The sequence below is a fragment of the Vibrio sp. 1401 genome (genome assembly GCF_033340295.1).
On record NZ_JAWOWF010000076.1, the window covers coordinates 1 to 11932 of the forward strand.

General features: G+C 44.2%; 10 protein-coding genes. 5 read left to right on the forward strand and 5 right to left on the reverse strand.

What is annotated here, in order from left to right; all coding sequences use genetic code 11:
* The coding region (locus tag R7Z77_RS22955) for a flagellin (RefSeq protein ID WP_031855108.1) at nt 1-195 on the forward strand (195 nt) is incomplete at its 5' end.
* 116 nt (nt 196-311) lie between these two features.
* Nucleotides 312-1436, forward strand: coding sequence for a flagellin (locus R7Z77_RS22960; protein WP_005382040.1), 1125 nt, complete (start codon nt 312-314; stop codon nt 1434-1436).
* A 94-nt stretch (nt 1437-1530) separates the two neighbouring features.
* Here R7Z77_RS22960 and crr read toward each other — a convergent pair whose 3' ends face one another.
* The 5 genes from crr to cysZ all read right to left on the reverse strand — a co-directional run bounded on the left by crr (nt 1531) and on the right by cysZ (nt 6461).
* Nucleotides 1531-2040, reverse strand: coding sequence for a PTS glucose transporter subunit IIA (gene crr, locus R7Z77_RS22965; protein ID WP_005382041.1), 510 nt, complete (start codon nt 2038-2040; stop codon nt 1531-1533).
* Nucleotides 2041-2161: 121 nt separating this feature from the next.
* The gene (gene ptsI, locus R7Z77_RS22970) at nt 2162-3886 is read right to left on the reverse strand and encodes a phosphoenolpyruvate-protein phosphotransferase PtsI (RefSeq protein ID WP_033906926.1); all 1725 of its coding nucleotides are present in this window, start codon (nt 3884-3886) and stop codon (nt 2162-2164) included.
* Nucleotides 3887-4026: 140 nt separating this feature from the next.
* Nucleotides 4027-4284, reverse strand: coding sequence for an HPr family phosphocarrier protein (locus R7Z77_RS22975; RefSeq protein ID WP_005382043.1), 258 nt, complete (start codon nt 4282-4284; stop codon nt 4027-4029).
* Nucleotides 4285-4584: 300 nt separating this feature from the next.
* The gene (gene cysK, locus R7Z77_RS22980) at nt 4585-5553 is read right to left on the reverse strand and encodes a cysteine synthase A (RefSeq protein ID WP_005382045.1); all 969 of its coding nucleotides are present in this window, start codon (nt 5551-5553) and stop codon (nt 4585-4587) included.
* A gap of 164 nt (nt 5554-5717) precedes the next feature.
* The gene (cysZ, locus tag R7Z77_RS22985) at nt 5718-6461 is read right to left on the reverse strand and encodes a sulfate transporter CysZ (RefSeq protein WP_025998633.1); all 744 of its coding nucleotides are present in this window, start codon (nt 6459-6461) and stop codon (nt 5718-5720) included.
* A gap of 251 nt (nt 6462-6712) precedes the next feature.
* On the opposite strand from cysZ, the gene zipA reads away from it, so the two are divergent.
* The 3 genes from zipA to R7Z77_RS23000 all read left to right on the forward strand — a co-directional run bounded on the left by zipA (nt 6713) and on the right by R7Z77_RS23000 (nt 11692).
* Entirely contained in the window at nt 6713-7669 is a 957-nt protein-coding gene (zipA, locus tag R7Z77_RS22990; RefSeq protein ID WP_115385804.1) for a cell division protein ZipA, read from the forward strand.
* Nucleotides 7670-7759: 90 nt separating this feature from the next.
* Nucleotides 7760-9772, forward strand: a complete 2013-nt coding sequence (gene ligA, locus R7Z77_RS22995) for an NAD-dependent DNA ligase LigA (RefSeq protein WP_017634827.1) — start codon at nt 7760-7762, stop codon at nt 9770-9772.
* 510 nt (nt 9773-10282) lie between these two features.
* Entirely contained in the window at nt 10283-11692 is a 1410-nt protein-coding gene (locus R7Z77_RS23000; protein WP_005382055.1) for a hypothetical protein, read from the forward strand.
* Nucleotides 11693-11932 lie beyond the last annotated feature (240 nt).

Below are 11932 nucleotides of genomic sequence, written 5' to 3' on the forward strand. Positions count from 1 at the left end.
CGTTTCAACCACGCAATCAGCAACTTGGACAACATTAACGAGAACGTGAATGCGTCGAAGAGCCGTATCAAAGATACAGATTTCGCGAAAGAAACGACGGCAATGACCAAATCACAAATTCTATCGCAAGCGTCAAGCTCAATCCTTGCGCAAGCGAAACAAGCGCCTAACTCAGCGCTAAGTCTGCTAGGTTAATCAATTTAACAAAGCAAGAAACCAAAGCCAGGCTCATCCCTGGCTTTTTGCTTATTGGCTATAACGATTCAGATGTGTCCTGACAGTATGTTCGATAAGGCATTCATATCGATTAGATGATCTCTTTAAATTCCAATGTTTCTGCGATGGTGGCGCAGAGACACCTGAGTCAAGCAGCTGCGCAAAATGTTGAGTCACAACGCAACCTAACTTCGGGGTTTCGAATCAACTCGGCGAGCGATGATGCGGCAGGTTTACAGATATCGAATACTCTCCATGTACAAACGAGAGGGCTTGATGTCGCCTTAAGAAATGCGCACGACGCTTTTTCTGTTGCTCAAACAGCGGAGGGAGCATTGCACGAAAGCAGTGACATATTGCAACGCTTACGCTCTCTGGGGCTTCAAGCAGCAAACGGCAGTTATGACTCAAGTGATCGGCAAAGTATTCAATATGAGGTCGTAGCGCTGCAAGATGAGCTTGATCGTGTCGCGATCACGACAACATTTGCGGATAAAAACCTGTTTGATGGATCTTACGGTTCACAAAGTTTCCATATTGGCGCGAACGCTAATTCAATCTCTTTGACGTTACGTAACATGCGTAGCCATATCCCAGAGATGGGAGGGCAGCATTATGTTGGTGATGCGGTCGATAAAGATTGGCGAGTCACTAAAGATAACCAAACCCTAAAAGTCGAATACCAAGACAGTAAAGGGCAAACCCAAACGGAATCCATTGGACTCAAATTGGGTGACCGTATAGAACAGGTCGCCACTTACATCAATGCTCAACAATCGATAGTGAATGCTTCAGTAACGGAAAACAACGAACTGCAATTCTTCGCTTCTACGATGAAGGCGCCAGAGGGTGTGGTTCTCGATGGGAGTTTAGCGGATGAGCTTGATGTGAGCGCTGGTCAATTAGTCACAATGGATGACATCGATATGTCGACGGCAGGTAAGGCGCAGCTTTCAATTGGGGTGATTGATGCAGCAATTAAGTATGTTGATTCGCACCGGAGTGAAATTGGCAGCTTTCAGAACCGTGTAAACGGCTCGATGGATAACTTAAATACTGTGAATCGGAGTGTTACAGAATCCAAGAGTCGAATAAGAGATACAGACTTCGCAAGAGAATCTACGGAAATGGTGCGTTCTCAAGTGCTCCAAGATGCGACAACTGCATTACTCGCTCAAGCGAAGCAAAGGCCGAGCTCAGCACTAGGCTTGCTCAGTTGAACGTGTTTCAGCGATGCACATCGCTCAGAAAAAAGTCAGATAATAAAAAACGCTGCCATTGGCAGCGTTTTTTTCGTGTTCGATTAAGTAAAAATTACTTAGTTACACGTAGAACTGGAGTTTCACCAACAGTTACAGAACCAGAAAGCTTGTTTAGCTCTTTGATTTCGTCCATGTTAGAGATAACAACTGGAGTTAGCGTTGACTTCGCTTTCTCTTCTAGAAGAGCTAGATCGAATTCAATTACAGTGTCGCCAGCTTTAACAGTTTGACCTTCTTCAGCGATACGCGTGAAGCCTTCGCCTTTTAGTTCAACTGTGTCGATACCGAAGTGAACGAAAAGCTCAACACCGTCGTCAGACTCGATAGAGAACGCATGGTTAGTTTCGAAGATCTTACCGATAGTACCGTTTACAGGAGCTACCATTTTGTTGCCTGCTGGCTTGATAGCAATACCGTCACCAACGATTTTCTCAGCGAAAACAACATCTGGCACGTCTTCGATGTTTACAATCTCACCAGAAAGTGGCGCGATGATTTCGATAGCACCAGCGTCAGCGCTGTCATCAGATACAAGCTTCTTAAGTTTGTCAAACAGACCCATTGTGTCATGCTCCTAAGGTTTGGTTTTATTCTGTCGAATTATAGTATACCAATATAGCTCATTAGACGACTTTTTTCGCCGTCTAATGGCCATTAAGTATTGAATTACTTGGTACTACCGATTACTGAGCTTTCTCAGCAATAAACTTTTCTACCACGGCTTCGATTTCTTCTGCTGTCGGTAGAGAAAGGGCTTCTTCAGCCATTGCTTTCACTTCTGCGAAGTTAGAGTTACGAACTACTTTCTTCACTTTAGGGATAGAGATACCGCTCATTGAGAACTCGTCCAGACCCATACCTAGAAGTAGAAGTGTTGCACGCTCGTCACCTGCAAGTTCACCACACATACCAGTCCATTTACCTTCTGCGTGAGAAGCGTCGATAACTTGCTTGATCACTGTAAGTACAGCTGGTGATAGTGGGTTGTATAGGTGAGAAATCATCTCGTTACCACGGTCAACCGCTAGCGTGTACTGAGTTAGGTCGTTTGTACCGATAGAGAAGAAAGACACTTCCTTCGCTAAGTGGTGTGCGATCGCAGCAGCAGCAGGAGTTTCAACCATAACACCGATTTCGATGTTTTCGTCGAACGCGTGGCCTTCAGCGCGTAGCTCTTCTTTGTACTCTTCGATCGCTTTCTTAAGCTCACGGATTTCTTCGACAGAGATGATCATTGGGAACATGATACGCAGTTTGCCGTGTGCAGAAGCACGTAGAATGCCACGTAGCTGATCACGAAGGATTTCACGACGATCTAGACTGATACGTACAGCGCGCCAGCCTAGGAATGGGTTCATCTCTTTTGGAAGATCCATGTATGGGAGATCTTTATCGCCGCCGATATCCATAGTACGGATGATCACCGCTTGACCGTCCATTGCTTCCGCAACTTCTTTGTACGCTTGGTACTGTTCTTCTTCAGTTGGCAGCGCAGTACGATCCATAAATAGGAATTCAGTACGGTACAGACCAACACCTTCACCGCCGTTACGAAGGATACCGTCACAGTCTTTCACTGTACCGATGTTACCGCAAACTTCTACACGGTGACCGTCAGTCGTTTCTGCGTGTAGGTCTTTCAGTTTCGCTAGCTCTTCTTTTTCAGCTAGGAATGCTGCTTTAACCGCTTTCGCTTCTTCTAGCTCAGCTTCTGATGGGTTAACAACAATCTTGTTGTTCATTGCGTCAAGAATCAGCATGTCGCCATTCTTAACTTTCTTCGTGATGTCGTTAGTACCAACGATAGCTGGAAGCTCAAGTGAGCGAGCCATGATTGAAGTGTGAGATGTACGACCGCCGATGTCACAAGCAAAACCAAGCACGTAGTCTAGGTTAATTTGTGCAGTTTCAGATGGCGTTAGGTCGTAAGCAACAAGAATTACTTCTTCGTTGATATCGCTAAGCGAAACAATGTTGATGCCTAGTGCGTTCTTAACAAAACGAGAACCGATATCGCGGATGTCAGTTGCACGCTCTTTTAAGTATTCGTCGTCTAGAGACTCAAGAGCACATGCTTGCTCTTCGATCACTGAGTGGATAGCGTGATCAGCAGTCATCTTGTCGTTTTTGATAAGTGCTAGGATTTCCTCTTCTAGCTCTTCGTCTTCAAGAAGCATGATGTGACCTTCAAAGATCGCTTCTTTTTCTTCGCCAAACGTTTCAAGCGCTTTTTGCTTGATAGTTTCTAGCTGAGCTGCAGATTTGTTACGAGCGTCAAAGAAACGCTGAACTTCAGCTTCTACTTGATCGTCAGAAATAGTGTTTGTGTTTAGGACAATTTCATCTTCTTGAAGTAGTAGTGCTTTACCGATTGCAATACCAGGAGATGCTAGGATGCCTGAAATCATAGCCTTACCTTAAGTTTGGTCAACTTTATAAAACGGGAGAATAATGGGTGCGCTAACGAATAGTTTTAGCTTAGTTTTGAGCCTATTTCCAACGAAGCCATTTTGCTTTCACAAAATGGCTTCTGGAGTAGGAGACCGGATTAGTGTAGTTGGTCCATTAGAGCAACTAGGTGGTCAACTGCTTGCTGAGCTTGTGGGCCTTCAGCAGAAATAGTAACTTGAGTACCTTTTACTAGGCCTAGTGTTTGTAGTTTGAACAGGCTCTTAGCGCTAGCGCTTTTACCGTTAGAAGTCACAGTGATGTCTGCGTCGAATGCTTTTGCTTCTTTAACAAACTGTGCAGCTGGACGAGTGTGAAGGCCGTTTTCTGCTGTGATTTCTACTTGCTTCTCGTACATGTGATATACCCCAATAAATGTATTTTTTTGTTAGTTTGTGACCAGATTTTAGCTTAACTGCTTTACATCTTGTGCGCTAGCACGGGAAGAGTTCAAAGCGCGTCAGTTCTGATACTAGTCAAAAGTTTGGTAACTACGCAACTGTTTGCGTGCGTAATCACTTTGAAACCTTTTTGTGTTCTGCTTCTTTATTTTGAAGCTAGAAATAAAACACCCTGATATTACCAAAGGTAGGGCAGGGATCAACAAAAAAGCCCCTAAACGGGGCTTTTTTAAACTAAAAATTGATTTGAACACATATTATTGTTGGTTCTCTTTTTCGGTAAAGATACCTGCAAAGAGTGCTGTACTTAGGTAACGCTCACCGGAACTTGGCAAGACAGTTACAATTGTTTTTCCTTCAAATTCAGGTAGTTCCGCAAGTCGGTTCGCTGCAACAACCGCTGCGCCAGATGAGATACCAGCTAGGATACCTTCCTCTTCCATTAGGCGACGAGCCATCTCAATCGCTTCTTCTGAGGTAACTTGCTCAACACGGTCAATAATGTCTAAATCGAGGTTACCAGGGATGAAACCAGCACCGATACCTTGAATTTTGTGTGGGGCAGGTTGGATTTCTTCGCCAGCAAGTGCTTGTGCAATAACCGGAGACTCTGCTGGCTCAACTGCAACAGAAGTGATGGCTTTGCCTTTTTCACCTTTGATGTAACGGCTAGTACCTGTAATAGTACCGCCCGTACCAACACCAGCAACGAATACGTCGATTTCACCGTCTGTCGCTTCCCAAATCTCAGGGCCCGTAGTCTTTTCGTGGATTTCTGGGTTCGCTGGGTTGTCAAATTGTTGAAGAAGTAGGTACTTCTCAGGGTTGCTTGCTACGATTTCTTCTGCTTTAGCAATCGCCCCTTTCATGCCTTTCGCCGCTTCAGTCAGCTCAAGGTTCGCGCCTAGTGCTTTTAGTAGCTTACGGCGTTCTAGGCTCATTGATTCAGGCATGGTCAATGTTAGCTTGTAACCGCGAGCAGCCGCTACGAATGCTAGAGCAACACCTGTGTTACCACTGGTAGGTTCTACAAGCTCTACACCTGGCTTAAGAAGCCCCGCTTTCTCTGCTTCCCAAATCATGTTTGCACCGATACGGCACTTAACACTGAAGCTAGGGTTACGCGCTTCAATTTTCGCGAGAACTTTGCCTTTACTTACTTTGTTTAGACGAACGAGAGGTGTATTACCAATAGTAAGAGAGTTATCTTCGTAGATTTTGCTCATAGTGATGTTCCTTCATTACACGTTGTGTGAATATGGATAGAAGAATATGCGGTATGAAAAAAAGGGAAAAGGATTAAAAAGTTATATCTTATTAGGTTGGCCCAGAACTTGATAAAAGAAAAGGGAAAAGCTGACGCTGATCCCTTTCCTTAATCTCTAATCGACTATCGTTGGTGCTTAAACTCCGCGACCCACATAGCGGTTGCACCACATATTGCTACAGGCATGACAATGAGGTTCAAAATTGGGATCGTCGTAAATACAGACACCAATACCCCAAAGCCATAGGCCTTACCTTGCTTTTGTTTCAATTTGTAACGCATGTCGTTAAATGGGATTTTGTGGTTATCAAACGGGTAGTCACAATATTGAATCGCGAGCATCCAGGCGGTAAAGATAAACCATAAAAATGGGCCTACTGTTTGTCCAAGGGCAGGGATGAGCAATAACAGGAATAGGCCTATTGCTTTAGGTAAAATGTAAAGGAGCTTTCTCCACTCACGAGCTAAAACGCGAGGAACATCTTTCAGGACGGCAGTGAAACCATCATCATTTACTTTTTGTCCCGTTAAGTACTCTTCCACTTTTTCAGCCAAGAGGCCATTGAATGGCGCGGCGATAAAGTTCGCGAGCGTGCTGAAAAAATAGGAGAAGGTAGCGAGTATCGTCAGAGCGAGTAAAGGCCAAAGAATGTAAGTTAACCAGGATAAAAACTCAGGCAGCTGCCCAATCCAGCCTTCTATCCATATATTAAGGTTTGAAAATAGATAGAAGATGGCACCACCTACAAGCAAGATATTTGCAAGTAGAGGTAAGATGACAAAGCGCCTGATTTTAGGGGCAAGTGCCAATTGTATCCCGTATAGAAAATAACCGAACCCGGTTCTCTGCTGATTGTTTTGCTTCATGTCTATTTTGGCTTCGTGTAAATGAAAACTCATTGTACCTGTGAGGACTTTTCTTTCAATGCCCTGACAAATGACGTCTTGTTAAGTGGAATCGTGGCAAGAATCACAACAAAAAACGGAACTTCTTGCATTAAGTTGTTCTAAATCTACATATAGTTTTGGTAAAGTAAACGTATCATTCAGATTTATTGCACTTGGGTTGCTGCTCAAGGAACTGCGAGTAGTAAAAACAAGTATATTGAGAGTAAATAATGCAGGAATTGCGATTCGTACTCATTGTTGTTGGCGCATTAGCCATCGCGGCATTACTGTTTCATGGTTTATGGAGCAGTAAAAAAGAAGGCAAAGCAAAGTTTGGTAACAAGCCACTTGGTAAGCTGGATGTTAACCAAGAAGACAAAAATGATCTTGTTGAGAAAGAACGAGACTTCGCTCCCGCTCCTGAAGATGACTTTGAGATCATTCGCAAAGATCGCAAAGAACCAGATTTTGGGATGGCGAATTCTTTCGACAACAAGTTTGAATCTGACCCGTTATTCGGTGGCCCATCTGAAGTCAAACAGACGCAGCAGGAGCCGGATGACATCCCTTCATTTGGTGCAGAAAAAGATAAAGAAGAGGACGTTGAGCCTGTTGTTCAAGCAACAGTAGCTGAAGAGCCATTCCAGCCCGCTGTGGAAGAAGACGCTATTCCCGCCGCGTTTGATATTACGGAGAAAGAACAGCAAGTCGAAACGGTTAGTGAGCCTGTCGTTGCAGAGCCTAAGGAAGAGCCAAAGCTAGAACCTGAAATGCAAGTGATTGTATTGAATGTGCACTGTGCGGGTGAAGAGCCATTTGTTGGTACTGCTTTATTTGAAAGTATGCAACAAAACGGTCTAATTTATGGCGAGATGGATATTTTCCACCGTCATGTCGACTTGTCCGGTAACGGCAAAGTGCTGTTTAGCGTCGCTAATATGATGCACCCTGGTACGTTTGAACATGCTGATCCTGCTGAGTTTACAACGAAGGGTATTTCATTCTTCATGACATTGCCTTGTTATGGCGAGGCTGAACAGAACTTCAACTTAATGCTCCGAACTGCGCAGCAAATTGCTGATGATTTAGGTGGTAACGTACTTGATGACCAGCGCAACTTAATGACGCCAGATCGTTTAGCATCTTATCGACGTCAAATAGTTGAGTTTAATGCCGCTAACGCATAATCTTAACTGCAAATAATAATAGGGCTCCGGATGGAGCCCTTTTTCTTGGATTTCCCAACCTCACCGATTGAAAATACACGGGGCTTTACTATGTCTGAATCAGTACTTCAGCGACTAGAAGAACTAAAAGAGTCGTTGCATTACCACGCTGTGCGTTACTACGTGGAAGATAACCCAGAGATCCCTGATGCCGAGTACGACCGTTTAATGCGAGAGTTACTGGATATTGAAGCTGAGAACCCTGACTTAATAACCGTAGACTCGCCAAGCCAACGTGTCGGTGGGCAACCTCTCTCTGCGTTTAGCCAAGTGACACATGAAGTACCGATGCTTTCGCTTGATAACGCGTTTGATGATAGTGAACTCGATAGTTTCCACAAGCGCGCACAAGAGCGCGTGGGCAGCCAGAGTGTGAAAGAATACTGTTGTGAGCCTAAATTGGATGGACTCGCCGTAAGTTTGTTATATGAGAATGGCGTTTTAGTTCAGGCGGCCACTCGAGGCGATGGTACTACGGGTGAAAACATCACAGAGAATGTGCGTACGATTAAAGCCATTCCTTTAAAACTCAGAGGTAATGACTGGCCAAATCGTCTTGAAGTTCGTGGTGAAGTCTTTATGCCGAAAGTTGGGTTTGAAAAGCTCAATGAATTAGCAAGGAAGAAAGGCGAGAAAATCTTTGTTAATCCACGTAACGCTGCGGCAGGTAGCTTACGACAATTGGATTCACGTATTACGGCTTCTCGTCCGCTTAGCTTCTATGCATACAGTGTAGGCGTGGTGCAAGGCGCAGAATTGGCAGCAAGTCATTACGAACGCTTTTTGCAAATCAAATCTTGGGGACTGCCAATGTGTCCGGAAACTAAGCGAGTTGAAAGCTTGGCGGATGTAAAAGCTTACTACCAAGATATATTGCAGCGTCGTGATGCCCTCCCTTATGAGATCGATGGTGTCGTTATTAAAATTGACGATATTGCCGTGCAAGAGCGTCTGGGGTTTGTTGCTCGCGCTCCACGTTGGGCGATTGCCTACAAGTTCCCAGCACAGGAAGAAATGACGACACTGAATGAAGTGGAGTTCCAAGTCGGTCGCACTGGTGCGATTACACCTGTTGCTAAACTAGAGCCTGTATTTGTTGGCGGGGTAACGGTAAGTAATGCGACGCTTCATAACGCAGATGAGATAGAACGTCTGCAGGTCAAGATTGGTGATCACGTTGTGATCCGCCGTGCTGGCGATGTTATTCCGCAAGTCGTATCTGTCATCAAAGAGCGTCGACCAGAAACAGCTCGAGATATTGTTTTCCCAACTCAGTGTCCTGTTTGTGGTTCGCATGTTGAGCGGATCGAAGGAGAAGCGGTAACACGTTGTATGGGGGGCTTAGTTTGCCAAGCCCAACGCAAACAAGCGCTAAAACACTTTGTTTCTCGTAAAGCGTTAGACGTTGACGGTTTAGGCGATAAAGTGATCGAGCAGCTTGTTGATCGTGAGATGGTGAAAACTCCTGCTGACTTATTTAAGTTATCAGCGGGGATTTTAACCGTACTAGATCGCATGGGGCCAAAGTCTGCGCAGAATATTGTGAATGCGTTAGAAAAATCCAAAGAAACAACTTTACCTCGGTTTTTGTATTCACTGGGGATCCGTGAAGTTGGCGAGGCAACCGCAGCAAACTTAGCAATGCACTTTAAAACGTTGGGAGCGATCCAAAATGCTACCGAAGAGCAGTTGATTGAAGTGCAAGACATCGGTGCTGTGGTTGCTCAACATATTACGACTTTCTTTAGTGAAGAACAGAACCAAGCGGTGGTTAAAGATTTGCTTGAACAAGGAATTCATTGGCCAGAGATTAATACTACTGAGCAGGTGGGGGAATTACCATTAGAAGGTAAAACAGTAGTATTAACGGGAACACTTTCTCAACTGGGGCGTACAGAAGCCAAAGAAGCCCTCCAAGCACTGGGGGCTAAAGTGACTGGTAGTGTTTCTAAGAAAACCGATATTTTGTTTGCTGGTGAAAATGCAGGTTCGAAGCTCGCAAAGGCACAAGAACTGGGTATCGAAATTAAAACAGAACAAGACTTACTCGAACTGATGAATTAAGTCTTCTCAAAAAAGCTAAAAAATAACTAAAAGCCCCGTATGGTAAGCATGCGGGGCTTTTTATTGTTCATAATTAAGTGTTTTTTTATTGAGTAATTGATGCCTTTGTTCTTTTCAGTGATCAAGATCGAACCTTGGGTTATTGGTTTTTGGGGCTTTTTTAGTCTGCGAGTGACTTCAAGTTGATACTTTTGAGTTCAATTTAAGTGTTTGATTTTAAATAATAATTTATTGTGTTGTGTTGATGATGTTAAAAATAAGATCTGGATCAATAAGTTATATGGAACTTTGGAGTGGCTCATATTTTTTTAGAAAAAAAATAAGTTCCATTTGGATGTTTTTAGCTGCGAAGTTAGTCTTAATCACGTGGATACACGGTGTGTATGCAGGAACTAAAAAAAGCCAAATTAGAAATAATGAGGTTTGATCAGGAATTTACTTCTCTCCTTCGGCGGCCAACTAAAGGTGAGATAGAAAAATACAGCTATATCCATTTTTAGGAGTTTTTCCATGGACAAATTTTTTAAGGTTTCAGCGTTAACCGCAGCAATGTTTGGTGTTGTTGCTGTCGCTCCAGCTACAGCGTCTACTGAAAGTGCAGCAGGTGGCGAGTACGTAGAGAAAGTGAACGAATTTATGCAAGACTCAAGTCTGAATGCATTATTCATAGTTGATACTCGTTCACGAACTCGTACAACAGGTAAGCCCGGCGGTGAAAATGGTGACCGTTGGAGTCGTCTAAACTACTCTTCTTACAACGCAATTTTAGACTTCACTTCTGGCTACCACGATGGTTGGGTGGGCGCAGATGTTGCGGCTTACTACTCTGGCGATCTTTACAACGATAGTCTTTACAATTCAAACGAAGGCTACCTATGTAACGAAATCTCAACTTGTAACAACCTAGACTGGGGTGCAGGTGATGGTCAGCAGCTTAAAGTTTACAAAGCAGCGCTGAAATTCAAAGCAAACGAAAACTTTAATGCTCGTTTCGGTATGTTACAGGCTGGTGGTAACGGTACAATCGGTAACGTTTGGAGCTTTGTACCTGGTACTTACCGTGGTTTCGAACTAAACGCTAAACTTGGTGATTTCAACCTAAGCTACTTTGGCGCAGACCAATTTACAGCACCTTGGCTGCTTCACGAAGATGATTACGCACCAGCGCTTTGGTCTGACACTTCATGGAGCTACCTACACTCTCTAGGCCTAAACGGTAACCTAACTGACAGCTTGTTTATGCAACTTGGTTTGGGTCAAGCTACTGGCGTTCAATATGCAAATGGTGTTGACTGGGGTGCAGGTCAAGTAACTAGCTACCACAACGAAACTGACAACACTTCTTACAAGGCTTACTTGAAGTACACTGTTAGTGACCGTACAACTCTAGCATTTGATTTCTACGGTGTTGACGATGATGTGAAATACGATGGTCTAGGTTTCCACACTGGTCTATCTTTGAATCAATCTTTCGGCAAGCTAGCTTGGATGTCTGAGTTGCGCTACACAGACACAGATAACCGTGCGGACTTCGTTCCTCGTACTATTCATACATATGGTATGAACAATGGTACTTGGTCTCAGTGGTGGGACGCGCTGTCTGACTGGAACAAAGCGGGTGAGCTAGCATGGTACAACCGTCTATCTTACAACCAAGGTAACGGCTGGAACTACTACCTAGGCTTTGGTTACGGTACTGGCGCTGACTCTGCAGCAAGCGGAGCATCAGGTGACTGGGATTACGAAAGCGAATACGCAGTTAACGCAACAGTATCTTACTCACTACAAAGTGGCGCGCTTAAAGGTTCTACCATTCGTTTACACGGTACAATCCTAGAACGTGATGAGTACGCAGGTGCTGGCGATGCGGATGAAACAGACTTACGTCTACAAGTTCTTATCCCTTACAGCTTCCACTAATACTTAATTAGATAATAAAAGGAGCCGCTAGGCTCCTTTTCTATTTAACTTCTCGGCCGTCGTATATTTTGCAATATAACGGTGGCAACATATGTACATTACCGTTTGGCAACTCACACTTTATCTCTGGGCCTAACGTACGACCACCGGATGCACCATTAGCACAGGGCAAGATCATGAAAATCCTTTATGGCATAAGGGGTGACGTGAAGTGATGTTTCCACTAATTTGTACATTTAA

Bases quoted from the DNA above. Each gene is read 5' to 3' on its own strand.
- R7Z77_RS22960 (WP_005382040.1), top strand. From the start codon at position 312: ATGATCTCTTTAAATTCCAATGTTTCTGCGATGGTGGCGCAGAGACAC.
- crr (WP_005382041.1), bottom strand. From the start codon at position 2,040: ATGGGTCTGTTTGACAAACTTAAGAAGCTTGTATCTGATGACAGCGCT.
- ptsI (WP_033906926.1), bottom strand. From the start codon at position 3,886: ATGATTTCAGGCATCCTAGCATCTCCTGGTATTGCAATCGGTAAAGCA.
- R7Z77_RS22975 (WP_005382043.1), bottom strand. From the start codon at position 4,284: ATGTACGAGAAGCAAGTAGAAATCACAGCAGAAAACGGCCTTCACACT.
- cysK (WP_005382045.1), bottom strand. From the start codon at position 5,553: ATGAGCAAAATCTACGAAGATAACTCTCTTACTATTGGTAATACACCT.
- cysZ (WP_025998633.1), bottom strand. From the start codon at position 6,461: ATGAAGCAAAACAATCAGCAGAGAACCGGGTTCGGTTATTTTCTATAC.
- zipA (WP_115385804.1), top strand. From the start codon at position 6,713: ATGCAGGAATTGCGATTCGTACTCATTGTTGTTGGCGCATTAGCCATC.
- ligA (WP_017634827.1), top strand. From the start codon at position 7,760: ATGTCTGAATCAGTACTTCAGCGACTAGAAGAACTAAAAGAGTCGTTG.
- R7Z77_RS23000 (WP_005382055.1), top strand. From the start codon at position 10,283: ATGGACAAATTTTTTAAGGTTTCAGCGTTAACCGCAGCAATGTTTGGT.